A 24537-nucleotide genomic window follows, 5' to 3' on the forward strand; every position below is an offset into this window, starting at 1 on the left:
TACTCGTGAAGATCCTTGTCCTCGGCTCGGGTGCGCGAGAGCACGCCATCATCCTGTCCCTCCTCGGCGAAGAGGAAGGACACGACATCGTCGCTGCCCCGGGTAACGCGGGTATCGCGCAGGTCGCCGAAACCGTCGCGCTCGACCCGAATGATCCCGTCGCCGTCGCGAACTTCGCGATCGCCGAAGCCATCGCCCTCGTCGTGATCGGGCCGGAGGCCCCCCTCGTCGCGGGAGTCGCTGACGAACTGCGGGAGCAGGGAATCCCCGTCTTCGGCCCCGGCCGGGCCGCCGCCGAGCTCGAGGGCTCCAAGACCTTCGCCAAGCGAGTGATGGATGAAGCCGGGGTTCCGACCGGGCGGGCCCGTCGCGCGGGAACGCTCGCCGAGGCAGAGGCGGCCATCGACGAGTTCGGTTCGCCCTACGTGGTGAAGGCGGACGGCCTTGCCGCCGGCAAGGGCGTCCTTGTCACCACCGATCGCGACGCAGCCGTCGAGCATGCCCGCACCTATCTCGATTCCGGCAGCGTGCTCGTCGAGGAATTCCTCGACGGCCAGGAGGTGTCGCTGTTCTTCGTGAGCGACGGGCACACCGTTGTCCCGCTCTCCCCCGCGCAGGATTACAAGCGCCTCGCCGACGGCGACGAAGGCCCGAACACCGGCGGCATGGGTGCGTACTCACCGCTCCCCTGGCTCGATGAGACCTTCGGCAGCGAAGAAGCCTTCGTCACCGAGGTTCTCGAGACCATCGCGAAGCCCGTCATCGCGCAGCTCGCAGAGGAGCAGACGCCGTTCATCGGCCTGCTGTACGCCGGACTCATCCTGACCTCGCGCCGCGAGAATGACGCTGATCGCGGCATCCGTGTCATCGAATTCAATGCTCGCTTCGGTGACCCTGAGACCCAGGTCGTCCTGCCCCGCCTCACGTCGCCCCTGTCGTCACTCCTCTACGCAGCCGCGACCGGAACCCTTGCCCAGAGCGACCGTCCGACCTTTGCGGCAGCATCAGCCGTGACCGTCGTGCTGGCGAGCGAGAACTATCCGGGAACCCCCGTCACCGGACGTCCGATCAGCATGCTCCGCGATGCGGATGCCGTTCCCGGCGTTCATCTTGCCCACGCTGCAACCGCGCAGTCGGGCGACAAGCTCGTGTCGACAGGCGGCCGTGTACTCAGCGTTGTCGCGCTCGGCGACGACTTCGCCGAGGCTCGGGCCCGTGCCTACGACGTGATCGGCAACATCTCACTCGAGGGTTCCCAGTACCGGACCGACATCGCGGCCCGCGTCGCCGACTGACCCGCTGCTACCGGCCGGCAGTCGAGCGGCGAGCGGCGACGGCGCTGAGCCCGATGACCAGCCACAGGCCCCCGCCCCACCACACGGCGAGCACGAGGAGCCCGGCGTCGAAGACGGCAAGCCCCATGATCGCCACACCGAGCACGCCAACGGTGACGTCGATGAACCGCACCCGCAGTGCGAACAGCACGCTCACGCCGATCGCCAGGATCGTAACGATCCAGAACGGTGCGCCGGGGTCCAAAAACGTTCCGGTCAGGGCACCGCCGATGCCGAGAAGCGCGGGCGCGACCATCAGGAGCGCACCGACGATGCGCCACGAACGCCCAACCACAGGGGATGCTCCGCGACGGATCCACAGGGGCACGAGAACCGCGGTCCACATCAGGAGAGCAAGCGGGACGAAGAATCCGCCGATCGATAAACCAGCAACGATCGAGAAACCCGTCACAAGCACCGCGCCCAGCCACGAGACCGGCAAGCGGAGTGAACCGGAGAGAAGTGGGAGTAGCGCGAGGAGCGCAGGCACAAGCGGCAGCAAGGCAACCCCGAGGCCGTACTGCTCGAACAAGCCCGTCGCCGTTTGGAGAGTGGAGCCGGTGGAATCACTACTGACGCCGCCCTCTTCGGTGGCGTAGGACGGCAGGATGAAGGCAACGAACACAGCAGTGACGACGGCGAGAATGACCGCGGCTCTGTGCAGCATCCGTGAGGCACGATCGGCAGGATTGTCCTGCCTGGACGGATCGGCGCTGATCCCGAACTGCTCCCGTGCGTCTCGCGCGACGTCCTTCGGGCTACCGAGGGCCGCAAGCACTTCATCGGGTTCACGGCCGGCGTCGACCGCATCCGCGACGTGGGCTCGCACGTCGTCGATGATCGTTTCGCGGGATGCGTTAGGCACGCGCTGAAGCTCGGAGTTGAGAGCGCGCAGGTACCGCTGAATCGCGGGGTGTTCCTGGATCATGATTCCTCCTGCAATAGGGCGCCGACCTGCGGCACGATGGTGCGCCAGACGTCTGCGAACGCACGCAGTTGGTCATGGCCGCGAGCGGTGATTGTGTAGTAACGACGTGCGCGGCCGACATCCGGAGCGTTCCACCGTGTATCGACGGCACCTGAATCGCGGAGCCGTGCGAGCAGCGGATAGAGACTTCCCTCGCTCGCGGTCAGGCTCCGTCCGACGAGCTCATTCGCGAGCTCGAGTCCATACATCTCCCGGCGAGCGAGAAGCCCGAGCACGCAGAATTCGAGCACTCCCTTACGGATGTTGGTCGCGATCCGCTCCTCGTCTTCGTTCATGATCGAGACCATACCTTGTATAACAAGGCTTGTACAGCATGGGCTCCGATCGGGTGCGTAAGTGCAATCTCGCCGGCGCCCTCGCCGGCGACCGCACACGCGATAATGGAGGGGTGAGCACATCGACGAACCTGCCCGGCTGGACCCACCTCTACTCGGGCAAAGTCCGTGACCTCTACGAGCGCCCGGACGACTCCGATGCCCTTCTCGTCGTCGCGAGCGACCGGGTCAGCGCGTTCGACCACGTGCTCTCCCCCGGCATCCCCGGAAAGGGCGAACTGCTCACCGCGCTCAGCCTCTGGTGGTTCGACCGCCTCGACGTACCCAACCACCTCCTCGCCGAGAAGATGCTTGGTGACGACGACACCATGCCCGGCCTCATCCCGGCGGAGGTGGCCGGCCGCGCGATGCTCGTGAAGAAGCTCGAGATGTTCCCGGTCGAGTGCGTCGTGCGCGGCTACCTCACCGGCTCCGGCTGGAAGGAATACGTCGCTTCCCGGAGCGTCTGCGGCATCCCGCTCCCGGACGGCCTCCAGAACGGCGACCGTCTGCCCGAACCCCTCTACACCCCGGCATACAAGGCTCCGATGGGCGAGCACGACGAGAACATCTCGTTCGAGCAGAGCATCGAACTTGTCGGCGAAGCGGATGCCACGGCGCTGCGCGACACGTCCCTCGCGATCTACGCACAGGCATCCGCCATTGCCGAGGAACGGGGGGTGATCCTCGCAGACACCAAGTTCGAATTCGGTCGCGACCCGGTCAACGGCGTCCTGACCCTTGGCGACGAGGTGCTGACCTCGGACTCGTCGCGGTACTGGGACGCAGACATCTACGCGACAGCGGGAACCGCCGAGGACCGCATGGCGAGCTTCGACAAGCAGATCGTGCGCGACTGGCTCGCCGCGAACTGGGACCAGGTCCAGGACCCGCCCGAACTGCCGAACGAGATAGTCGAAGAAACGACGGCGCGCTACCGCGAATTACTGGAGCGACTGACGGCGTAAGGTTTCGAGAGATGTCTGAACTCTCTCCAAACGAAGCAAGCGCCAACCGCGTCAAGTGGGAAAGCTTCTGGGTCTGCGCCGGTGTGGCGAGCCTCACGATCCTCGACCTGTCCAAGGTCAACGTCGGACTGCCGTCGATCGAGGAGTCCCTCGGCGGCGGTGCCACCGAGTTGCAGCTCATCGTCGCGGGCTACGCGCTCGCGTTCGGCCTCGCTCTCGTTCCCGCCGGCCGACTGGGTGACATCCGTTCACGACGCAACATGTTCCTCATCGGCCTGACCTCGTTCATGCTCGCGAGCCTGCTGTGCGCGATCGCCCCCACCATCGAGGTCCTCGTGATCGGCCGGATCCTGCAGGGTGTTGCCGCGGGTATTCAGATGCCTCAGGTCCTCGGCCTCATCCAACAGTTGTTCCAGGGCAGGGAGCGCGGCAAGGCGTTCGGGCTTTTCGGCGCGACGATCGGGCTGTCAACGGCCTTCGGGCCAACGATCGGCGGTCTGCTCATCGCGGTCGGCGGACTGGAGAACGGCTGGCGGCTCCTGTTCTGGATGAACATCCCGCTGGGGCTCATCGCCATCTGGTTCGCCTGGCGACTCCTGCCGCGCCAGCAGGTGCACGACGCGGACGTGAAGAGTCTCGACGTCACCGGCATCCTTCTCCTCGGTGCCGCGACCTTCAGCCTCATGCTGCCGTTCGTGCTGACCACGGGAGGGCCCGATGACGATCCGAACCGCTGGTTCTGGCTGATCGGCTTCGTCGTCGCAGCGGCCACTTTCGTCTGGTGGGAACGCCGGTACCTGCGCATCGGGAAGTCACCCGTCGTGCACTTCGGGCTGCTGCGTCTCTCGTCGTACCGGAACGGCATCCTCATCGCCACCGCTTACTTCGCAGCGATCCCGGCGATGTTCCTCATCGTCACGCTGTTCCTTCAGCAGGGGCTCGGGCTCGAAGCGGTGTTCGCCGGCATGGTCTCCATCCCGTTCGCGCTCGCCTCCGCCGTCACGTCCTGGCTGGGTGGGCGCATGGTGAACACCTACGGCCGCCCCATCGTCGTCCTCGGTGTTGCGCTCGCCGGAATCGGTATCGGCGCCACCCTCCCCATCGCGGCTTTCGCCTCCGAAGAGTGGACGCCGTGGCTCATGGCCGCCGTACTCACCGTCGCGGGTGCCGGTGGCGGATTCGTCATCTCGCCGAACCAGACCCTCACCCTTCAGGATGTCCCGGTCACCCAGGGCGGCGTCGCCGGCTCCGTTGCGCAAGTCGGCCAGCGGGTCGGAACCGCGATCGGTGTCGCGGTCGCGTCGAGCACGTTCTTCGCAACGCTCTACGCCGAGCAGGGACTCGCCAACCCTGTGACGATCTACCGGGATGCCTACGGGCGCGGGACCGCGATCATCGTCGCCCTGCTGGCGCTCGCGTTGATCCTCAGCCTGCTCGACGTGCGTAAACGCGCCGCGGCTTCGGCCTGACCTTGCCTTGCCGAACGAATCGCCACTCGTCGTTGTCCGCCGCGAGTACTCCCACCCGGACACACGGGAACTGATCCGTCGGCTTCAGGAGTTGTACACCCGGATCTATGGTGGTCCGGATGGCAGCCCGATCCACGAAGCCGAGTTCGTGCCGCCTCGCGGGGCCATCGCTATCGGATACGTCGACGGCGAAGCGGTGGCCATGGGCGCGTGGAGGCGGGTCGGCGAGGGACGGGGCGAGTTGAAGCGCATGTTCGTCGACGACCGACATCGGGGAACAGGCCACTCCCGCACCCTGCTCCACTGGCTCGAGGACTCGGCGCTCGAGCACGGAGTCTCGTCCATGATCCTTGAAACCAACGAGAACCATCCGGAAGCGATCGCCCTGTACCGCTCAGCCGGCTATGCCGACATCCCGAACTACGGCCACTACGCCAACAACCTGAAAACGGTGTCGCTCGGCCGGGAGCTTCGGTAACAACGCCGGGGCTTGCTAAATGTTGTTGCTACAACTATTGTAGATGACATCATGAACACGACACCGACCGCAGACAAGCTCGCCGCCGACACCGCGATGGGACCCGTGACCCTCCTCGTGGCCGACCTCGACGCGATGACGACCTACTACACGGATGCCGTCACCCTGCGTCCCCTCTCGTCGACCGGAAACACCGTGACGCTCGGTCGCGGCGGCGTACCGGCCGTGATCCTGGAACACGCCCCCGAGCTCAAGCACGCCGCTCCCGGCTCTGCGGGCCTGTTCCACACCGCGATCGTTTTCGAGACCCAGGCAGCACTCGCTGCCGCGCTGTACTCGGTCGCCCGCAAGTCACCAGGAACCTTCACCGGCAGCGCCGACCATCTCGTCAGCCAGGCGTTCTACTTCACCGACCCCGAGGGCAACGGTGTCGAACTGTACTGGGACCGCGACCGCACCGAATGGAGCTGGGTCCACGGCCAGGTCGAGATGGCCACGCTGTACCTCGACCCCAACGAGTACCTGTCCGAGCACCTCACCGAGCAGGGGCAGACCGTCCCCGGCGATGAATCCGTCTTCGGCAGCGCCCGCATCGGGCACGTCCACCTCTCCGTCGGCGACGTCGCATCCGCCCGGTCCTTCTACGTCGACACGCTGGGCTTCGACGCCACGGCGTCACTCGGCAACCAGGCCCTCTTCGTCTCCGCCGGCGGCTACCACCACCACATGGCGATGAACGTCTGGAACTCGCGCGGCGCAGGCCCTCGCATGCCGGCGCTCGGACTCGGCCGCATCGACATCCAGGTTGGCGAGACGGATGCCGTCGGCGAACTCGCCGAGCGGCTCACGCATCACAGAATCCAGACCCGCGATGACGGGCGCACGCTGAGCTTCGACGACCCGTGGTCGAACCTCATCCGCGTGACCGTCTAGACCGGCCAGCCTTCCATTACACCCGCGGGTCGATCCCGACCCGCGGGTGCGGACCGGACGCCGCGCACTCGAGGGCGTCGTCGAGCAGCGCGAGCGGGAAGGTCTCCCCGACGAGATCCGCAAATGGATGACTGTGCCAGGCATCGCTGAGATAGTCGATCGCCTGCTGCAGGTTCCTGCCCGAGTAGTTGTGCACGCCACGCACCGTCAACGCGTTCCGCACGAGCACCTCCGGATCGAGGGTGACCTCGGCTCCGGGAGACACACTCCCGACGAGCACGACGATCCCGCCGATTCCTACTGCCCGAAGGGCGGAGCGGAACGCCGCGGGCGACCCGGACGTCTCCAGAACGACGAGCGGTTCCGCGGCACCGGCAGCGGCGGATGCCGCGAGCACTCCCCCGAGCCCGGTGACCGCGAGGTAGCCGACCCCCGGGTCCGCGACCGCAGCCGCCCCGAAGTCGAAGGCAGCGCTCCTGCGCGCGGCAACCGGGTCCGACACGATCACGTGCGCACCGGCATCCGTCGCCATCGCGGTCGCAGTGAGCCCGGACATCCCGGCGCCGAGAACGAGCACGGTAGCGCCGCGAAGAGGAGCGTGAGCGGATGCCGCCTCGAGCGCGGCAGCCACGGTGGCGGTCGCACACGACGCCGGCGCTGCGACACGGGCGGGCATGCTCTCACCGACGAGCACAACGGCGGATCCGGCACGCACCTGGACGTGGCTGGCGAAACCCCCGCTCAATTCCCACCCACGGTGCACACGGTCGTGGCCGTATCTGGCAAGTGTGCGGCACTTCTGCGTCAGGCCGCGCGAGCACCGATCGCAGTTTCCGCAGCTGACCGTGACCGACCAGGCCACGCGCATCCCCGCGACAATCGGCGTTCCCGTCCAGGTGACGGCACCCTCCCCGACCGCGACGACCCTGCCGACCTGCTCGTGCCCGAGAATCACGGGCGCCGGCCCTTCCCTCTGGCCGAGCACGGTGTGGACGTCTGAGCGGCAGATGGTCGCAAGTTCCACCTCCACCAGCAGCTCGCCTGGACCGAGCGCCACCCCGGGAACGGCGAGCGCCTCGTGCGGCGAACCTTTGCCCTGCCACACCATCGCGAACGGTGACGGGCGAACGAGAACGTCGCGCCCCACCTCAGAAATCAGTTGCCGCGTCATTGCGATCTCCCCCCTTGTTGCACATCACGCTAGACAGCCCGGCCCAACGGCACCTCATCATCGGGTAAAGCGCCGGTGAATCAAACGAGACGTCTCGGCGTCAACCGGCCCTGCCAGACGGACCGGGGTTGATACTGTCGAACCCCACGAGATGAAGGGGAACCCGTGCCACTCGATCCGTACTTCCGCGACATGTACCTGGCCCGGCGGCGCGACATGATCGCCGAGGCACGAGGCGTCGTCACCGGATTCCTGGCGGCTGCTGCCGCGCGACTGGCCCCCTGGCGGCGAGGTGCCTCCAGGCGTGCGCTCGTCGAATCGCCGTCGCGAACCGTCGGAACCACAGCGGCGGGGACAGCGGTCGCCGGCGCGGAAGCATCCCGGGCACCCGCCGGCAGTGGGCCGAAGCCCCCGCTCTCGCCCGAAGAGAAAGCGAAGCGCAAGACTCCCGGGTGGAAGAGACGCAACGCGAAGAAATGGGATACCAAGCTCTACGGCCGCGTCGGCCTCACCCCACCAGACGTCGACATGACGGATGCAACGGTGGACGTACGCGGTTACCCCGCGGTCCGGGTGCGGGTCTACCGCCCGCTCGGCAGCGGGAATGAACGTTTGCCCGCTGTGCTGGCATTCTTCGGCGGGTCATTCCAGCTCGGAGGGGTCGACTACACCAGCGTCGACGCGACGTTCCGGATGCGCACCGCCGACGCCAATGTCGTCCACGTCGCTGTCGACTACGCGCTGGCCCCCGAACACCGGTACCCGACCCAGATCGAGCAGGGTCATGCCGCTCTTGACTGGTTGTTCCGCTCGAGCGACGAGCTCGGCATCGATGCGGAACGAATCGGGATCAACGGCACGTCGTCCGGAGGCAACATCGCGGCGGCGGTGACGCTGCTCAACCGGGATCGTGCGAACCACCCCCTGCGGCTCCAGATCCTCGAAGTGCCGGTCACCGACCTCACTGGCCGGAGCATCGACCTCACCCCGATCCGCGAGATGCGCATCCCCGTGATCCTCGCCCGTCGCGAACTGGTTCAGGTCGCCAACGCGTACCTCGGTGACCGGTCGCGCGCCCGGCAGCCGTATGCCTCGCCGCTTCGGGCGTCGTCGCACGCCGGCTTGCCGCCCGCTGTGATTCTCACCTCGGAATATGACGCGCTCCGCAAGGATGGTGAAGCCTACGCGGTCGCCCTCCGCTCGAGCGGAGTCGAGGCAAGCGCCGTCCGTTACGCGGGCGCAACACACGAGGCAGCGATGTACACGAAGGTCGTGCCGCTCGCCCGCCGTTGGCACGCTGACGTCGTCACCGCCCTGCGCACGCTGCACGGCTAAGCGGTTCAGGCGGGTCGGATGTAGCCGCGTTCGCGAGCGGATGCCACGGCAGCGGTTCGCGACGAGACCTGCAGTTTCGTGAAGATGTGCACGAGGTGACTCTTCACCGTCGCCTCGGACAGGAACAGGGTGCGGGCGATATCGCGATTGGAGCGTCCATCGGCAACGAGGCCGAGCACTTCCGCCTCCCGGCTGGTCAGCGCTTCGTTCGCCGAGTTCTGCCGCGCTTCGAGCCGGCCGGCGACGGCGGGGGCGAGCGCGCTCTCGCCGCTGGCGGCGGACCGCACGGCTGCAATGAGTTCGACGGGAGGCGCGTCCTTCAGCAGATAGCCGGACGCGCCGGCCTCGACCGCCCCGAGGATGTCGGCATCCGTGTCGTAATTCGTGAGCACGAGGACGTGCGGCGCTCCCGGCGCTTCGCGGATGCGGCGGGTCGCCTCTGCGCCCTGCATGCCCCCGCCGAACTGCAGGTCCATCAGGACAATGTCGACGCCCGTCCTGCTTTGCTCGACGGCGTTCTCGCCTGTCGCTGCTTCCCCGACGACGTGGAGGTCGGGTTCGGTGGCGAACAGGGCTCGAAGACCGGCACGCACCACGGGATGGTCGTCCGCGATCAGCAACCGGATCATGCGCGAACTCCCGGCAGGGACGAAGAAACCGGGGCGGTCTCACGGACCGGGACGGTCACAGCGATGGCGGTGCCCTCGCCGGGGACGGATTCGACGCTGAGAACCCCGCCGAGCGAGTCGACGCGCTGGCGGATGGCGCGTAGACCGAACGAATCATCGGTGTCGCCGACGGGAGCAGCGCCCGGATCGAACCCGATGCCGTCGTCCACGATGTCGAGCGACACACTGTCGGACTGGTAGGTCAGGGTGATGTCCGCCCTGGTCGCTCGCGCGTGCCGTACGACGTTGGCGATCGCGCCCTGAGCGATCCGCAGAAGTGTGGCGTTGACGTTCATCGGCAGCGGCGCAGGAGCACCCTCGAGCTGGAAGTTCACCGCGGCGGGTGTTCCGGATGCACGCAGGGTGTCAGTGGCGGAGCCGGCGAGCCGCGCCAGAGCCCCGGGCAACGTGCGATCGTCGAGCGCGGGCGGGGTGAGTTCCCGGATGATCCTTCGGGTGTCGACGAGAGACTCAGCGGCCGTCTGACGGGCGAGCTGCAGTTGCTCGAGCCCCGGCCGATCGCCGTCGAGCCGTTCGGCGGCGTGGAGGAGGAGCTGGATGCTCGACAACCCCTGGGCAACGGTGTCGTGGATCTCGCGGGCAAGTCGCTCACGTTCAGCGAGCACCCCCGCGGCTCGCTCGGCGGCGGCCAGTTCGCCGCGGGTGTCGACGAGTTCCGTGATGAGCTGCTGGCGTTCCTCCGCCTCACGGTACAGCGAGCGGTACCCGAACCCGATGGCAACGGCGACACCCGCCCCGATCATCGGGCCGATCACGCCGCCGATCACGAACTCCGAATGGAGACCGATCGCGACGATCGACAGGGCGGTCGATACGGCAACGGCGCCAAGAGCCACCCGGGAAGGAAGTAACTGCAGATAGAGGAAGAAGAGCGGGAAGACGATGAATGCGGCATCCGGAGTCAGCCACATCAGGCAGACCCAGAGCCCGCTCAGCGCCCCGACCCAGAGCCAGGGAATCCACCGCGCCGAGCGGATGGTGGCCGGCCGCAGGTGGGCGAGGAGGGAACCACCGAGGTACACGGCGAGAAGCGTCGCGGCGAGGGCGTGGATCTGGGCGCTGTTCGGCGCATCGGTGAGAACGGAGCGCACGAGAACCACCGCGATGAGTGCGATCAGCAGCGAGTGCAGCGACCAGCGCAGGCCCGCGAAAACGGGAGTGAGGGCGGAGTGGTTCATGGTCTCCCTTTCTCCGAGAGCTTACGTGTGGGAGCGTCAGACGGCATCCATCGATAGTTCGAGGTGCCGGTAGGATGAGAAAACCCCCTACCTCGAACACCCGGGAGTCACGCCGTGCCCACAATTCTCGTCGAAGTCATGCCCAAGGCTGAACTGCTGGACCCGCAGGGTAAGGCCGTTTCAGGTGCACTGACCCGGCTCGGCAAGTCCGAATTCACCGACGTGCGGATCGGCAAGCGCTTCGAACTCACCGTAGACGGCCCGATCACGGATGCCGTTCGGAACGATGTGCAGAAGATCGCCGATGAGATCCTGTCGAACTCGGTCATCGAAGACGTCGTGGCGATCACGTATCCGGAGGCCGAGTAGTCATGCGCATCGGCGTCATCACTTTTCCGGGCTCGCTCGACGAGCGTGACGCCCAGCGGGCGATCCGCATCGCCGGTGCCGAACCCGTCGCTCTCTGGCACGGCGAGCACGACCTGCACGGCGTCGACGCCCTCGTTCTTCCCGGTGGATTCAGCTACGGCGATTACCTGCGTGCCGGTGCGATCGCATCCGTGTCCCCGATCATGGCGGAGGTCATCGACGCCGCCAACAAGGGGATGCCCGTGCTCGGCATCTGCAACGGATTCCAGATGCTCACCGAGGCACACCTGCTGCCCGGCGGGCTCATCCGCAACGAGAGCGGCCACTTCGTCCGTCGCGACCAGAAACTGCGGGTCGAAAACGCCGACACAGCGTGGACGGCCAACTTCACCGCGAACGACGAAATCGTCATCCCGCTGAAGAACGGCGAGGGCGGCTTCATCGCGTCCGAAGACGAACTCGACCGGCTCGAGGGCGAGGGCCACGTCGTCTTCCGCTATCTCGAGAAGAACCCCAACGGTTCACTCCGCGACATCGCCGGCATCACCAACGACCGCGGTAACGTCGTCGGGCTCATGCCTCACCCCGAGCACGCCGTCGAACCCGGTTTCGGCCCGGACACCACGGATGCCATGCGTTCGGGAGTCGACGGACTCACGCTGTTCACGAGCGCGATCGCTCAGCTCCAGGCGGTCTAGAGCGCCTCACGCAGACACCGCAAAGGGCTCCCTGCCCGCGACTTCCGTCGTGGCAGGGAGCCCTTCTCGCGTTGTCGTGACCTACGTCACGTCACGCTTCCACGACACGAAGTAGCCGAGCACGGTGAGCACGAGCGCGAGGGTACCGAGCAGAAGGCCGCCCTGCCACCACTCGAGCGGGTCCGGACCTCCGGCTGCCATGCCGGCGTTGAAGAGGCTGGGCGCGCCGACCAGTGCGTCGCTCGCTGCGCCGGGCAGGAAGCGGCCGAGGGACGCAGCCCAATCGGCGAACATGACGACCGCCCGAAGGGTTGGCTCGACGAACTGCGTGAACGCGAGGATCACAACGATCGCCGCGACCTGGTTCGGGATGAGCGCCCCGAGACCGACTCCGATGATCGCCCATAGAGCGAGGGCGAGCACTCCCCTCCCGATCATCGCCCAGGTATCACTGTCGCCGAGCTGCGTGTCGAGGTCGAAGAGCGCGAGCGCTCCCGCTCCGAGACCCACCGATGCGATGACCCCGATCAATCCATAGAAGAGCCCGAAGAGGAAGAGCGCGAGAGACTTCGCGCCCAGCACGATGCCGCGCTTGGGTGTCGCAAGGAACGTCGGCGTCAGCAGCTGGTGCCGGTATTCGGTCGTGACGGCCAGGGCGCCGAGCAAAACAGGGAAAACGTAGCCGAACGTGCTGACCGATCCGTAGAGCATCGGAGCGAGGAACTCCGTCGGAGGCGCCTCATCCCCCATGCCGGATCCTTCCGACGTGGTGAAGAACCCGAACAGCGCCCCGATCCCTCCGGAGACAGCACCGATGTAGAGGAACAGGATGATGGCGAGAATCCACCAGGTCCTGGTGGTGAGAAGCTTGGCGATCTCGGCACGGAAGGCCGCGAAGAACATGCTCACAGCGATCCCCCCTCTCCGACCAGCGCGAGGAACGAGTCCTCGAGTCCCGACTTCTGTCGGTGCAGCGAACTCACCTCCACTCCTGCCATGAAAGCGATATGGCCGACCTGCCCCGGTTCGAGACCGGAGACGAGGATTCCGGCACGCGCGACCTCGAAGGTGGCGGATGCCGCGGCGAGCGCCGCCATCAGGGCCTCCCGGTTCGGAGAATCAACGATCACCCGGGTGGCGGCTCCTTCGATCTCGAGGCTCGACAGCGGACCACGGTGAACGAGTTCACCGCGGGCGATGATGACGACCTCATCGACGCTCTGCTGCACTTCGCTCAGCAGGTGCGACGAGATGAGCACGGTGCGCCCCTCGTTGGCGAGTTGCCGGAGGAACCCACGGATCCACTTGATACCTTCGGGGTCCAGACCGTTGATCGGCTCATCGAGCACGAGCACGCCCGGGTCGCCGAGGAGGGCGAAAGCAAGACCGAGTCGCTGGCGCATACCGAGTGAGTAGCCGCCGACCCGACGTTTGCCGTGTTCGCTGAGTCCCACGGTGTCGAGCACCACGTGAACGCGCTTCGGATCGATCCGCGCCGCCTTCGCGTACACGGCGAGGTGATCGTGCGCTGTCCGGCCGGGGTGGAAGCTCGCGGCTTCGAGGGCGGAACCAACCGACCCGAGCGGTGACGGCAGGTCCTTGTAGCGCACACCACCGATGGTTGCCGAGCCGGCCGACGGCGCGACGAGACCGAGCAGCATCCGGAGTGTTGTCGTCTTCCCGGCGCCGTTCGGGCCGAGGAAGCCGGTGACGCGGCCCGGTTCAACCGTGAAGCTGAGGTCGTTGACCGCGGCGACCTGGCCGAACCGTTTCGTGATTCCGGCGAATTCTATGGGGACTCCCGTTGGCATTCTGCTCCTGAAGTAGATGGGCGGGGGTGCGCTTCTACCTTGGCAGGGTTCTTCGCTCCCGAACATCCCCCGCGCGGCGGAGATGACGGCGGATGCCGCCAGCTCCGTCTTTCGGACGACGCGACGCCCGCTGCGGCCCTGCGAGAATGGAGTCATCCCGACTGCCGCGCCCCGTGGCATCCGCTCTGCCCCACCTCCCTGGAGTTTCTTCCGTGTCTCCCCGCCTCTTCTTCCGCACGCTCGCGATCGCTGAGGCGGTGACCTGGACGCTCCTCATTCTCGGGCTGCTGATGAAGTACGTCTGGCAGCTCGGTGAGCTGGGCGACCTGGGTGTGCGAATCGGCGGAACGATCCACGGGTTCGTCTTCCTCGCCTACGGCATGACCGCCGTCCTTGTCGGCCTCAACCAGCGCTGGAAGATCCCGACCATCGCGCTGGGCGTCGTCACAGCGGTCGTACCGTACGCGACGATCCCGTTCGATCTGTGGGCAGACCGCACCGGACGGCTCGACGGTTCCTGGCGCAGGGTCGAGACCGACGACCCGCGCGACAAGACCTGGGTCGATCGTCTTCTGCGCTGGTTCCTCACCCACCCGGTGCTGCTCGCCGTGATCTTCGTCGTCGCACTCGTCGCCATCTTCGCGACGCTTCTCGTGATCGGCCCTCCCGGCGGCGACCACTGAGAAAGAGGGCTGCCAGACGGCATCCGTTCGCCCGGATAGAATCGAGGCATCCGGCATCCCTCGATCTAGGAGCCCTTTCCCCGTGAGCATCCCCGCAACTTCGGTCGCCGACACCGTCTCCAACGCCATCGCCACTCCTGAAAAGGAGCAGCCGTACGCGGCACTCGGGCTCAAGCCCGACGAGTACGAGAAGATCAAGGAGATCCTCGGCCGCCGCCCCACGTCTGGTGAGCTCGCGATGTACTCCGTGATGTGGAGCGAGCACTGCTCATACAAGTCGAGCAAGATCTACCTCAGGCAGTTCGGCCAGAAGGTCACCCCCGCCATGAAGAAGAACCTCATGGTCGGTATGGGCGAGAACGCCGGCGTCGTCGACATCGGCGAGGGCTGGGCCGTCACCTTCAAGGTGGAGAGCCACAACCACCCGAGCTACATCGAGCCGTTCCAGGGTGCTGCGACCGGAGTCGGCGGAATCGTCCGCGACATCATCTCGATGGGCGCACGCCCGGTCGCGGTCATGGATCAGCTTCGGTTCGGAGCGATCGACGACCCGGATACCGCGCGCGTCGTGCACGGTGTCACGAGCGGCATCTCGTTCTACGGCAACTGCCTCGGGCTGCCGAACATCGGTGGAGAGACCTACTTCGACAAGGTCTACCAGGGCAACCCGCTCGTCAACGCCCTCTCGGTCGGCGTGCTCCGCCACGAAGACCTGCACCTCGCCAACGCGTCCGGGATCGGCAACAAGATCGTTTTGTTCGGTGCGCGCACCGGTGGCGACGGCATCGGCGGAGCGTCAATCCTCGCCTCCGACTCGTTCGACGCCGCCGGTCCGACCAAGCGCCCCGCCGTTCAGGTCGGCGACCCGTTCGCCGAGAAGGTCCTCATCGAGTGCTGCCTCGAGCTGTACAAGGAGAAGCTCGTCGAGGGCATCCAGGACCTCGGTGCAGCGGGCATCTCCTGTGCCACGAGCGAACTCGCCGCGAACGGCGACGGCGGCATGTTCATCGAGCTCTCGCACACGCTGCTGCGCGACCCGTCGCTCACTCCGGAGGAGATCCTCATGTCGGAGTCGCAGGAGCGCATGATGGCCGTCGTCGAACCCGACAAGCTCGAGGGCTTCCTCGCGATCACCGCCAAGTGGGACGTCGAAACCTCCGTCCTCGGTGAAGTGACCGACACGGGTCGCCTCATCATCAACTGGCACGGTGATGAGATCGTGAATGTGGATCCATCGACGGTCGCGGTCGACGGCCCCGTCTACGAGCGCCCGGTCGCGTACCCGACCTGGCTCGACGCGCTGCAGGCCGACACGGCATCCGCTCTCGAACGACCGACGGATACCCAGGAGCTCCGTTCGCAGTTCCTCTCGCTGCTCGGCTCGGCGAACCTCGCCGACAAGAGCTGGATCACCGACCAGTACGACTACTACGTCATGGGCAACACCGCGCTGGCGTTCCCCGATGACGCAGGGATGATCCGCGTCGACGAGGAGTCGGGGCTCGGCTTCTCGATCGCGACCGACGCGAACGGCCGCTACTGCCAGCTCGACCCGTCACAGGGCGCGAAGCTCGCTCTCGCCGAGGCGTACCGCAACGTGGCCTGCACCGGCGCCGTTCCTGCGGCGGTCACGGACTGCCTCAACTTCGGATCCCCAGAGAACCCCGAAGTGATGTGGCAGTTCTCGCAGGCCGTCGAGGGTCTCTCCGACGCGTGCCTCGAACTCGAAGTTCCCGTCACCGGCGGAAACGTCTCGTTCTACAACCAGACCGGCGACACCCCGATCTTCCCGACGCCCGTCGTCGGTGTGCTCGGCGTGATCGACGACGTCGCCCGCCGGATCCCGAGCGGATGGCAGGATGACGGAGACAACATCTACCTGCTCGGCGTCACGAGCGAAGAGCTCTCCGGATCGGCGTGGGCTGGCACGATCCACGACCACCTCGGCGGGCTCCCGCCGGCCGTCGACTTCGACCGCGAAAAGGACCTTGCGGCTCTGCTGCACGCCGGCTCCCAGTCCTCGATCATCGCGTCAGCGCACGATCTCTCCGACGGTGGCCTCGCACAGGCCCTCGCCGAAAGCGTTCTGCGTTTCGGCGTCGGCGCGCGGGTGTGGCTCGGCGACATCCTCGAGCGTGACGGCGTCGACGTCGCCACGGCGCTGTTCTCGGAGTCGACCGGCCGCGTGCTCGTGTCCGTGCCGCGCGAGGACGACGTCAAGTTCCGAGGGCTGTGCGAGGGGCGCAACTACCCCGTTCTCCGCATGGGCGTGACCGACAAGGCGTCGAACTCGCTCGAGATCCAGGACCTCTTCACCGCGACGATCGACGAGCTGCGCGCGACCCACACGGCGACGCTCCCGGCCGCGTTCGGATAGTCGGTTGACGACCGGCGGATGCCATGGCATCCGCCTGTCGTCGTTGCTCGGTCGCTTATGGTCGGTTCCCGCGCCGCCGTTCGACCATTGTCGACCGAGCAGGGTGACTGACCAGCCAAAACCGACCGAGCAGCGCACCCGGGCGGTACCCGGGCGGCCGATACGATGAAGTTTTCACAGTGAAGGGCCCGCATGACGATCACCGCAGCCGCAGACGGCTCCGCCCTCGGCAACCCAGGGCCGGCCGGCTGGGCCTGGTACGTCGACGACCTGCACTGGGCGGCCGGCGGCTGGAAGCACGCCACCAACAACCAGGGTGAGCTCAAGGCGGTGCTTGAACTCTTCCGTGCGACAGCGCATCTCGACGACGACCTGCTCGTACTGTGCGACAGCCAGTACGTGATCAACACCGTCACCAAGTGGATGCATGGCTGGAAGGCGAAGGGCTGGCGCAAGGGTGACGGCAAGCCCGTCATGAACCTCGAGCTCGTCAAAGAGCTCGACGAGGCGATGGCCGGTCGCCGCTACAGGTTCGAGTGGGTGCGCGGCCACGCCGGGCACCCGATGAACGAAGCCGCCGATGCCCGCGCCCGCGCTGTCTCCGAAGCGTTCCAGGCCGGTCGCCCGATTCCGCACGGGCCCGGCTGGCCGCGCGAGGGCGACGAGAAGGATGCCGCACCGCCCGCCACACGCGCAACCGAGCCCGTCGTCGATGAGGCAGTTCCTGCCGACGACGACATCGACGCCGAGGCTCCCGCACTGTTCTCGCTCGACGACCCTGACCTCCACGAGGTCACCCTGTGGCTCACCGACGATGAGCATGTGCGGTTGCACGAGCGCGCGCGTCAGGCCGGGATCAGCGCCGAGGAACTCCTCCGCACCCTGATCTGAGCGCTCAGCTGATCGGTTCGGTCAGCGCGTGCACGAGCGCCGGCAGTGCCGCGCGCGCGAGCGGAGGGGCGGAGACGGAGTCGCCGTCGTCTCCCTCGAGGATCGCGGCCTGCATGGCCGATTCATAGAGGTTGACGATGATGCCGATGGCTTCGATCGGCTCGATCGTGAACCGCAGGCCGACGGAGCCGACGGCCGCATCGATCTGCTCGGTCAGCTGCTCGAGGAAGTTCCGCTGGTAGGCGACATAACTCGCGGCGACCTGCGCGTTCCTCATGGCGAGCAGTTTGAACTCCGACTGCACGATGCACCAGCGGCGGTCGTCCGACTGCAGCTCGAGGAACCGGGTGACGAGTTCGCCGAGGCTGCGCTCGGTCAGAGCTGCCTCTCCCACCTGGGGGAGGATGACGTCGACGCCCTCCTGCAGTCGCTCGAACCGGATGCGGTTCTCCCGTTCAGCGAGCGCGAAGAACAGCTCCTCCTTCGTGGCGAAGTTGGAGTAGAACGCGCCCCGGGTGAACCCGGCGCGCTCACTGATCATCTCGACGGATGCCGCGTGGACACCCGTCTCTGCGAACACCTCATACGCGGCGTCGATAAGTCGATCCCGCGTCTTTCGACGCCGGGCGCTTTCGACCTGGGCGGTCTCAGCGGTCTCAATCTCCGGGGGCATCCTGACACCTTACTGGGAACATTTTGCGATACATCAGTGTATCGGATACATTCGTGAAGCGGATACAACGGTGTATTTCCCGAACGCAAAACGCCTCTCCATCCCTCATTTTCAGGAGCCCCTGTGTCCTCTCTGCTGTATTCACTTGGACGATGGGCGTTCCGCGCTCGCGGAATCGTCGTGGGTGCCTGGATCCTCATCCTCGCGCTCATCGGCGGCGGCGCCCTCCTCTTCAACCAGGGCCTCGACAACGCGATCTCCATCCCCGGCACCGAATCCCAGGCAGCGCTCGACTCGCTCTCGACGACGTTCCCCCAGGTGAGCGGGGCGAGCGCCCAGGTGATCGTCGTCGCAGCGGACGGTGACACCGTGACGGACCTCGAGTCGCAGATCGAGGCATCCGTCGACGCCCTCTCCGACCTCGACCAGGTTGCCGGCGCCGTCTCACCGTTCGACGAGAACGTTTCTGGCGCGGTCAACGAGGACGAGACCGCCGGGCTCATCAGCATCCAGCTCGATGGTGAGACCGCCGACATCACCGCGGATACCAAGGACGCGCTGCGCGCCGAGATCGATGACCTCAAGGAAGCCCTCCCGGATGGAGCGGTCGCTGAGCTCGGCGGCCAGCTGTTCAGCAACAACCTGCCGACCCTCTCCATCGTGGAACTCGTCGGTGTCGCCGTCGCGCTCGTGGTGCTCATTCTCACCTTCGGCTCGTTCCTCGCAGCCGGGATGCCGCTTCTCACCGCCCTGCTCGGTGTCGGCATTTCAATGGCCCTGATCTTCCTCGCGACGGCGTTCAGTTCGATCAACTCGACGACTCCCATGCTCGCGCTCATGCTCGGACTGGCGGTCGGGATCGACTATGCCCTCTTCATCATCGCGAGACACCAGGAACAGCTCCGAGGAGACATGTCTGCCGAGGAATCGGCGGCGCGCTCCACCGCGACGGCCGGTTCCGCCGTCATCTTCGCCGGCCTGACCGTCATCATCGCGCTGCTCGGCCTCGGCGTCGCCGGCATCCCGTTCCTCACCACCATGGGTGTCGCCGCCGCGGCAGGAGTCGCCGTCGCCGTGCTCGTCTCGATCACACTCATCCCCGCACTGCTCGGCTTCGCGGGCGACCGGCTGCGCCCCAAGCCGAAGAAACCGTCGCGCCGGAAGCGCAAGGCCCACGCCGCAGCCGCGGCGTCGGCCGAAGCACCCGTCGCCGCCCCGAAGGCCGAGCACCGCCCGAACCGGTTCTTCACCGGCTGGGTTCGCGCCGTCACCCGGTTCCCCATCGTCACGATCCTCGCCGTCATCGCCGTCCTCGGCATGGCAGCCCTCCCCGCTCTCGGGTTGCGTCTCGCGCTGCCGGATGCCGGTGGGTTGCCTGCGGACGATCCCGCCCGCGTCACCTATGACCTCGTCTCGGACAACTTCGGTGAGGGATTCAACGGACCCCTCATCGTCACCGGTTCCATCGTCACTTCGACCGACCCGCTCGGCCTCATGGACGACCTCAAGAACGAGATCGAGGACCTCGACGGGGTCGTCGCCGTCCCCCTCGCAACACCGAACGAGACCGCGGACACCGGAATCATCCAGGTGATCACCGACGGCGCCCCTGACTCCGAGGAGACCAAGGCCGTTGTCGCCGAGATCCGCGAGATGCACGACTACTTCCTCGAGGAGTACGACGTCGACCTCTCCGTCACCGGGTTCACCGCCGTCGGCATCGATGTCTCGGACAAGCTCGGAAACGCACTGCTGCCGTTCGGTCTCATCGTCGTCGGACTCTCGCTGATCCTGCTCACCATGGTGTTCCGGTCGATCTGGGTGCCGATCAAGGCGACCCTCGGCTACCTGCTCAGCGTCGCCGCATCGTTCGGCATCGTCGCGCTGGTCTTCGAATACGGCTGGTTCGCAGACGCGCTCCACGTCTCCCAGGGGCCGGTGATCAGCTTCATGCCGATCATCCTCATGGGTGTGCTGTTCGGCCTCGCGATGGACTACGAAGTCTTCCTCGTCGCCCGGATGCGCGAGGACTACGTCCACTCCGGCAAGGCGCGCGAATCGGTCGAGACCGGTTTCGTCGGCTCGGCCAAGGTCGTGACCGCAGCCGCCGTGATCATGTTCGCCGTCTTCGCCGCGTTCGTTCCCGAGGGCGACGTCAACATCAAGCCGATCGCGCTCGGCCTCGCCGTTGGTGTCTTCGTCGACGCCTTCATCGTCCGGATGACGCTGGTCCCCGCCGTCCTCGCGCTCCTCGGCGAGAAGGCCTGGTGGATCCCCAGGTGGCTCGACCGCAGCCTGCCGTCGTTCGACGTCGAGGGCGAGGGGCTGCACCGCGAGATCGAGTTGCGGGAGTGGCCGACGGCGTCTTCGACGGACATCGTCAGCGCTGAGGGCCTGTTCCTCGCCGGCGCTCGGGACCCGCTGTTTGCGGGCGTCGACGTCTCGCTGCCCGATGGCGGCACCCTCATCGTCTCCGGCAGCAGGGAGGCGAGCGTCACCGCTCTGCTCCTGACGCTCTCCGGACGCATGAAAGCCGACGACGGGAAGCTCAAGGTTGCCGGATACGTTCTGCCGGTTCGCACGGCATCCGTCCGCGCACGGGTCGCGTTCGTCTCGCTGAGCGAGGCCCTCGACCCCGTTCGCACGGTCACCGACGCCCTCCGCGAGTCGCCGCGGATCATCACTCTCGATGGCATCGACACGGTGACGGATGCCGTCACTCGCCGCAATCTCCGCGACGCCCTCTCGGATGCACAATCCGAGGCATCCGCGAATGAACGGCCCCTCGCCGTCGTCGTGGGCACCGCGTTCCCGGACGCACTCGCCGAGGTTGTTCCCGGAGCAGCCGGCGCCGTCCACGTCGCCCTCACATTCTCAGACCTGTCGCACGAAGCAGAGGTACCCGCATGAGCACTCCACTCGCACGATTCGAATCAGCCCGCGCCTCAGGCCGGGTGACCTGGCTGTCGATCCTCGGCATCATCCTCGTGCCGCTCGTCGTCGCCGGGGTGCTGGTGTGGGCGTTCTGGAACCCCCAGGACCGGCTGGAGCAGGTGAACGGGGCGATCGTGAACAACGACTCCCCCGTCGAACTCGACGGCCAGACGGTTCCGCTGGGGCGCCAGCTCGCCGCGGGTCTCGTCGGAGGCGACGAGTCGAGCGATACCAACTACTCCTGGGTGATCACCGACGAAGAAGACGCAGCGGACGGCCTCAGCTCCGGCGAGTTCGCCGCCGTCGTGACCATTCCCGAGAACTTCTCCGCTGCAGCCACCTCATTCTCCGGTGAGGCTTCTGCCGCCGAAAAGGCGACCATCGACGTGACGACGAGCGACAAGAGTCGCCTCGTTGATGACGCTGTCAGCCAGGTCATCACCACAACGGCCGCCGGACTCGTCGGAAACGAGCTGACCACGACGTACCTCGAGAACATCTACGTCGGATTCAACAGCCTCGGCGACCAGCTCGGTACGGCGGCGGATGGTGCAGCCGAACTCGGCGACGGTGCCGACACTCTCGCAGACGGCGCTGCAACGCTCGCCGATGGAACGACCGAGCTCGCCGCCGGAACCGCCGAGCTCTCCACGGGGGCTTCGGGCCTCGCGACCGGAATCACCTCCTACGTGGGCGGTGTCTCGCAACTCTCGGGTGGACTCGCCGATCTGAACAGTTCGACGAGCGCCCTCCCGACGCAGGTGCAGGGCCTTGCGACCGGTGCCGCCGGAATCGCTACCGGCGTCGACAGCCTCATCGGAACCGTCGAGGAACAGAGCGGGCTTCTCGCCCAGGTGGCTCAGGGATGTGACCCGCTCACGGATTCGTACTGCCTCGCCGTACTCCAGTACCTTCAGGCCGCGCAAGAGGCCAACGCCGCGAACCCCAATGCGGCGGCCCAGCTGAGCGCGGGTGCACAGTCCGTCGCCTCCGGTGCGCAGTCGCTCGCCGACGGCATCCCCGCCCTCACGGGTGGAATCTCGCAGCTCGCGACCGCCGCTTCGACTCTGTCCACCGCCGGCACGGAACTCAGTTCGGGTGCGACGCAACTCTCGAGTGGGGTCAGCGAGCTGAGCACTGGCACGACGGGTCTGGCCGAGGGAGCAACCGGTTTGTCCGAAGGTGTGACAGGTGTCGCCGGCGGCGTCAACAGCCTGGCCGATGGACTCGCGGAGGCGGTCGAGGCCATCCCGAGCTACTCGGAATCCGACCGCAGAAACCTCGCCGACGTCGTCGCCGAGCCTGTTGTCACCGACGGCGAAGACGCCCTCTCACTCGGCACGGCAGGCGTTCCGTTCTACGCGGCGCTCGCCCTCTGGCTCGGCGCCTTCGGCAGTCTCATCGTCCTCCGGGCGAAGCCCGTGCGGTCGCTCGGGTCCACCCGGCCATCGATCCTGCTCGCCCTTCGCACCTGGGCCCCGGCCGCTGCGGTCGGTGCTGTGCAGGGCGTTCTCGTCGCCGGCATCCTCCAGCCGCTCCTCGACCTCGAGGTCGGCGCGTGGATCGGGTTCGCCGCGCTCGCGGCCCTCACCGGCATCGCCTTCTCGGCAGCGAACCAGGCCCTCAACGCCGTCTTCGGAGGCGCAGGCCGGTTCGTGTCGATGATCGTAGCCCTCGTGCTCATCGCGACGAGCATCATCGCCACGGTGCCGGCGGCCCTTGATCAGGCTCTGACGTTCCTGCCGGTGCAACCAGCGGTGAACGCGTTCCACGCGGTGGTCACTTCCGGTGGAGGCCTCGGCGCCGCCATCGTCGGGCTCGTGCTGTGGACGGCTGGATCCCTCATCGCGACGACGATCGCGATCGCGAAGTCCCGAACGGTGACGGTGCGCCAGTTGGTGCCACGCACCGCTTAGGTCCCATGGAAGACAACGACCAGCGCGACCGCCCCCGGGGTGGTCTTGCTGGAGTGGCCGAACCTAGAGGAGCGTCGTGCCGGTCGCGACCTCGGCCTCGGCCCAGATCGCCCGGGCGGTTCGCTCATCTGTCGTGATCGGGGCGGGCTTCACGAAGCGGGCTTCACCCTTCAGCAGGAAGCGCGGCCCGAGAGAGGAGCCGCCAGCGGCATCCGGGTCGGTGATCGCCCGCAGCACGGGTTCCGCGCCCTGGTTCTTGCCTTGCGTGAATGGGCCCTGCAGCGCGTCGACGAAGCGTTTGAGCCGGCTCGGCTCGTTGACGCCGGGGACTCGTGGAGTCCGACCGGAGATCGAATATCCCGGGTGCGTGACGAGGGAACGGATGCCGCTCCCCTGCGCGCGCAAGCGGCGATCGAGTTCGAATCCGAACGACGACAGCATGATCTTCGACTGGGCGTAGGCCTGCCAGCTCGAGTAACGTCGCGTGAGCTGGAGGTCGTCGGTCCGCAGCGACACCAGCATGCTCGCGATGCTGCCGAGCGAAACGACACGTGAGTCTGGCGTCCGGTCGAGGGCAGGCAACGCGGCGGCCGCCAGCGCGAAGTGCCCGAAAAAGTTCGTCGCGGCGATGAGTTCGAGGCCGTCAGCGGTCTCGGCGCGGTGCTTCGGCGGGTGAACGATTCCCGCGTTGAGAACGAGCGCGTCGAGACGGGCGAGCCCGCCCAGGTGCTCCCCCGCAGCACGCACCGACGAGAGGTCGGCCGTGTCGAGTTTCAGAACCGACAGGTCCGCGTCTGGGACGTGTGCACGGATCGCCCGCACCGCGGCATCCGCTCGCCCCTCGTCCCTGCACGCGAGGACGACGGATGCTCCCGCACCCGCGAGCGCGTACGAGGTCCAGAATCCAAGTCCCGCGTTCGCTCCCGTGACGGCAACGGTGCGTCCACTCTGAGAAGGAAGCCGGGCAGGATCCCAGCTCACCGGTGTCCGCTGGCGATCTGTTCGTGGTGGTGGATTACCTCAGCGACGACGAAGTTGAACCATTTCTCGGCGAAAGCGGGGTCGAGATGCGCCTCTTCGGCGAGTCCGCGGAGACGGGCGATCTGACGTTTCTCGCGCTCGGGATCCGCGGGCGGGAGACCGTGCTCGGCTTTCAGCGTTCCGACCTGCTGAGTCGCCTTGAACCGCTCAGCCAGCATGTGGATGAGGGCGGCATCGATGTTGTCGATGCTCCGTCTCAGACTGGTGAGCTGCGCGGTTACTTCGTCATCGGCCATGCTCTCAATCTACCGCCAGCGCGCCTGCGACTCCTTCGACAGGCCCGGACC

The 24537-nt window shown here is 66.8% G+C and carries 23 protein-coding genes; 13 read left to right on the forward strand and 10 right to left on the reverse strand.

Features of this window, described 5'->3' with window-relative positions:
- Positions 1–5: 5 nt before the first annotated feature.
- Positions 6–1295, forward strand: a complete 1290-nt coding sequence (gene purD / locus D9V29_RS02415; protein WP_121671741.1) for a phosphoribosylamine--glycine ligase — start codon at positions 6–8, stop codon at positions 1293–1295.
- Between the two features lie 7 nt (positions 1296–1302).
- Here purD and D9V29_RS02420 read toward each other — a convergent pair whose 3' ends face one another.
- Positions 1303–2262, reverse strand: a complete 960-nt coding sequence (locus tag D9V29_RS02420; RefSeq protein WP_121671742.1) for a DUF1700 domain-containing protein — start codon at positions 2260–2262, stop codon at positions 1303–1305.
- Positions 2259–2597 carry a PadR family transcriptional regulator gene (locus D9V29_RS02425; RefSeq protein ID WP_121672016.1) on the reverse strand — a complete coding sequence of 113 codons (339 nt, stop codon included), beginning with the start codon at positions 2595–2597 and terminating at the stop codon, positions 2259–2261. Before D9V29_RS02425 ends, D9V29_RS02420 begins: the two co-directional genes overlap by 4 nt.
- Before the next feature lie 113 nt (positions 2598–2710).
- Between D9V29_RS02425 and D9V29_RS02430 the strand changes: the two genes are divergently transcribed.
- The 4 genes from D9V29_RS02430 to D9V29_RS02445 are packed head-to-tail and all read left to right on the forward strand — an operon-like array spanning position 2711 to position 6484.
- Positions 2711–3604 (forward strand): phosphoribosylaminoimidazolesuccinocarboxamide synthase, encoded by an 894-nt coding sequence (locus D9V29_RS02430; RefSeq protein ID WP_229790446.1) that lies wholly within the window; start codon positions 2711–2713, stop codon positions 3602–3604.
- Between the two features lie 11 nt (positions 3605–3615).
- The gene (locus tag D9V29_RS02435; protein ID WP_121671744.1) at positions 3616–5073 is read left to right on the forward strand and encodes an MFS transporter; all 1458 of its coding nucleotides are present in this window, start codon (positions 3616–3618) and stop codon (positions 5071–5073) included.
- A gap of 7 nt (positions 5074–5080) precedes the next feature.
- Positions 5081–5551 (forward strand): GNAT family N-acetyltransferase, encoded by a 471-nt coding sequence (locus D9V29_RS02440; RefSeq protein WP_229790445.1) that lies wholly within the window; start codon positions 5081–5083, stop codon positions 5549–5551.
- A 51-nt stretch (positions 5552–5602) separates the two neighbouring features.
- Positions 5603–6484 carry a VOC family protein gene (locus D9V29_RS02445; RefSeq protein WP_121671745.1) on the forward strand — a complete coding sequence of 294 codons (882 nt, stop codon included), beginning with the start codon at positions 5603–5605 and terminating at the stop codon, positions 6482–6484.
- A gap of 16 nt (positions 6485–6500) precedes the next feature.
- Here D9V29_RS02445 and D9V29_RS02450 read toward each other — a convergent pair whose 3' ends face one another.
- A complete protein-coding gene (locus D9V29_RS02450; protein ID WP_121671746.1) occupies positions 6501–7655 on the reverse strand; it encodes an alcohol dehydrogenase catalytic domain-containing protein in 1155 nt (384 codons plus the stop codon).
- A 165-nt stretch (positions 7656–7820) separates the two neighbouring features.
- On the opposite strand from D9V29_RS02450, the gene D9V29_RS02455 reads away from it, so the two are divergent.
- Entirely contained in the window at positions 7821–8990 is a 1170-nt protein-coding gene (locus D9V29_RS02455) for an alpha/beta hydrolase (protein WP_229790444.1), read from the forward strand.
- 5 nt (positions 8991–8995) lie between these two features.
- On the opposite strand, the gene D9V29_RS02460 is transcribed toward D9V29_RS02455, so the two are convergent.
- Positions 8996–9619, reverse strand: coding sequence for a response regulator (locus tag D9V29_RS02460; RefSeq protein WP_121671747.1), 624 nt, complete (start codon positions 9617–9619; stop codon positions 8996–8998).
- Entirely contained in the window at positions 9616–10857 is a 1242-nt protein-coding gene (locus D9V29_RS02465; protein ID WP_121671748.1) for a sensor histidine kinase, read from the reverse strand. Before D9V29_RS02465 ends, D9V29_RS02460 begins: the two co-directional genes overlap by 4 nt.
- 114 nt (positions 10858–10971) lie before the next feature.
- On the opposite strand from D9V29_RS02465, the gene purS reads away from it, so the two are divergent.
- On the forward strand, positions 10972–11226 hold the full coding sequence (purS, locus tag D9V29_RS02470; protein WP_121671749.1) for a phosphoribosylformylglycinamidine synthase subunit PurS: 255 nt from the start codon (positions 10972–10974) through the stop codon (positions 11224–11226).
- Between the two features lie 2 nt (positions 11227–11228).
- Positions 11229–11924, forward strand: a complete 696-nt coding sequence (gene purQ, locus D9V29_RS02475) for a phosphoribosylformylglycinamidine synthase subunit PurQ (protein WP_121671750.1) — start codon at positions 11229–11231, stop codon at positions 11922–11924.
- An 81-nt stretch (positions 11925–12005) separates the two neighbouring features.
- Here the strand turns inward: purQ and D9V29_RS02480 are convergent, their stop codons facing one another.
- Together D9V29_RS02480 and D9V29_RS02485 are read right to left on the reverse strand one after the other, a co-directional pair.
- Entirely contained in the window at positions 12006–12827 is an 822-nt protein-coding gene (locus D9V29_RS02480; protein ID WP_121671751.1) for an ABC transporter permease, read from the reverse strand.
- Positions 12828–12829: 2 nt separating this feature from the next.
- A complete protein-coding gene (locus D9V29_RS02485) occupies positions 12830–13735 on the reverse strand; it encodes an ABC transporter ATP-binding protein (RefSeq protein ID WP_121671752.1) in 906 nt (301 codons plus the stop codon).
- A gap of 212 nt (positions 13736–13947) precedes the next feature.
- Here D9V29_RS02485 and D9V29_RS02490 point away from each other — a divergent pair, with 212 nt between their 5' ends.
- The 3 genes from D9V29_RS02490 (at position 13948) to D9V29_RS02500 (ending at position 17686) form a co-directional block, all read left to right on the forward strand.
- Positions 13948–14418 carry a DUF3817 domain-containing protein gene (locus D9V29_RS02490; RefSeq protein WP_229790443.1) on the forward strand — a complete coding sequence of 157 codons (471 nt, stop codon included), beginning with the start codon at positions 13948–13950 and terminating at the stop codon, positions 14416–14418.
- An 82-nt stretch (positions 14419–14500) separates the two neighbouring features.
- Positions 14501–16795 (forward strand): phosphoribosylformylglycinamidine synthase subunit PurL, encoded by a 2295-nt coding sequence (purL, locus tag D9V29_RS02495; protein WP_121671754.1) that lies wholly within the window; start codon positions 14501–14503, stop codon positions 16793–16795.
- Between the two features lie 192 nt (positions 16796–16987).
- On the forward strand, positions 16988–17686 hold the full coding sequence (locus D9V29_RS02500; RefSeq protein ID WP_121671755.1) for an RNase H family protein: 699 nt from the start codon (positions 16988–16990) through the stop codon (positions 17684–17686).
- Positions 17687–17690: 4 nt separating this feature from the next.
- Here D9V29_RS02500 and D9V29_RS02505 read toward each other — a convergent pair whose 3' ends face one another.
- Positions 17691–18359, reverse strand: coding sequence for a TetR/AcrR family transcriptional regulator (locus D9V29_RS02505; protein WP_121671756.1), 669 nt, complete (start codon positions 18357–18359; stop codon positions 17691–17693).
- A 123-nt stretch (positions 18360–18482) separates the two neighbouring features.
- Between D9V29_RS02505 and D9V29_RS02510 the strand changes: the two genes are divergently transcribed.
- Entirely contained in the window at positions 18483–21269 is a 2787-nt protein-coding gene (locus tag D9V29_RS02510; protein ID WP_121671757.1) for an MMPL family transporter, read from the forward strand.
- Complete coding sequence (locus D9V29_RS02515; RefSeq protein ID WP_121671758.1) at positions 21266–23209, forward strand: YhgE/Pip family protein; 1944 nt, start codon at positions 21266–21268, stop codon at positions 23207–23209. Before D9V29_RS02510 ends, D9V29_RS02515 begins: the two co-directional genes overlap by 4 nt.
- A 63-nt stretch (positions 23210–23272) precedes the next feature.
- Here the strand turns inward: D9V29_RS02515 and D9V29_RS02520 are convergent, their stop codons facing one another.
- Both D9V29_RS02520 and D9V29_RS02525 read right to left on the reverse strand, forming a co-directional pair.
- Positions 23273–24190, reverse strand: a complete 918-nt coding sequence (locus tag D9V29_RS02520) for an SDR family NAD(P)-dependent oxidoreductase (RefSeq protein ID WP_121671759.1) — start codon at positions 24188–24190, stop codon at positions 23273–23275.
- On the reverse strand, positions 24187–24486 hold the full coding sequence (locus D9V29_RS02525) for a chorismate mutase (RefSeq protein ID WP_121671760.1): 300 nt from the start codon (positions 24484–24486) through the stop codon (positions 24187–24189). Before D9V29_RS02525 ends, D9V29_RS02520 begins: the two co-directional genes overlap by 4 nt.
- Positions 24487–24537 lie beyond the last annotated feature (51 nt).

This window comes from Mycetocola manganoxydans (assembly GCF_003667545.1).
GTDB classification, from domain to species: Bacteria; Actinomycetota; Actinomycetes; order Actinomycetales; family Microbacteriaceae; genus Mycetocola_A; species Mycetocola_A manganoxydans.

Coding starts and splice junctions, on each gene's coding strand:
- D9V29_RS02420 (WP_121671742.1), bottom strand. CDS start 2,262: ATGATCCAGGAACACCCCGCGATTCAGCGGTACCTGCGCGCTCTCAAC.
- D9V29_RS02425 (WP_121672016.1), bottom strand. CDS start 2,597: ATGAACGAAGACGAGGAGCGGATCGCGACCAACATCCGTAAGGGAGTG.
- D9V29_RS02435 (WP_121671744.1), top strand. CDS start 3,616: ATGTCTGAACTCTCTCCAAACGAAGCAAGCGCCAACCGCGTCAAGTGG.
- D9V29_RS02445 (WP_121671745.1), top strand. CDS start 5,603: ATGAACACGACACCGACCGCAGACAAGCTCGCCGCCGACACCGCGATG.
- D9V29_RS02450 (WP_121671746.1), bottom strand. CDS start 7,655: ATGACGCGGCAACTGATTTCTGAGGTGGGGCGCGACGTTCTCGTTCGC.
- D9V29_RS02460 (WP_121671747.1), bottom strand. CDS start 9,619: ATGATCCGGTTGCTGATCGCGGACGACCATCCCGTGGTGCGTGCCGGT.
- D9V29_RS02465 (WP_121671748.1), bottom strand. CDS start 10,857: ATGAACCACTCCGCCCTCACTCCCGTTTTCGCGGGCCTGCGCTGGTCG.
- purQ (WP_121671750.1), top strand. CDS start 11,229: ATGCGCATCGGCGTCATCACTTTTCCGGGCTCGCTCGACGAGCGTGAC.
- D9V29_RS02480 (WP_121671751.1), bottom strand. CDS start 12,827: ATGTTCTTCGCGGCCTTCCGTGCCGAGATCGCCAAGCTTCTCACCACC.
- D9V29_RS02485 (WP_121671752.1), bottom strand. CDS start 13,735: ATGCCAACGGGAGTCCCCATAGAATTCGCCGGAATCACGAAACGGTTC.
- D9V29_RS02500 (WP_121671755.1), top strand. CDS start 16,988: ATGACGATCACCGCAGCCGCAGACGGCTCCGCCCTCGGCAACCCAGGG.
- D9V29_RS02505 (WP_121671756.1), bottom strand. CDS start 18,359: ATGCCCCCGGAGATTGAGACCGCTGAGACCGCCCAGGTCGAAAGCGCC.
- D9V29_RS02515 (WP_121671758.1), top strand. CDS start 21,266: ATGAGCACTCCACTCGCACGATTCGAATCAGCCCGCGCCTCAGGCCGG.
- D9V29_RS02525 (WP_121671760.1), bottom strand. CDS start 24,486: ATGGCCGATGACGAAGTAACCGCGCAGCTCACCAGTCTGAGACGGAGC.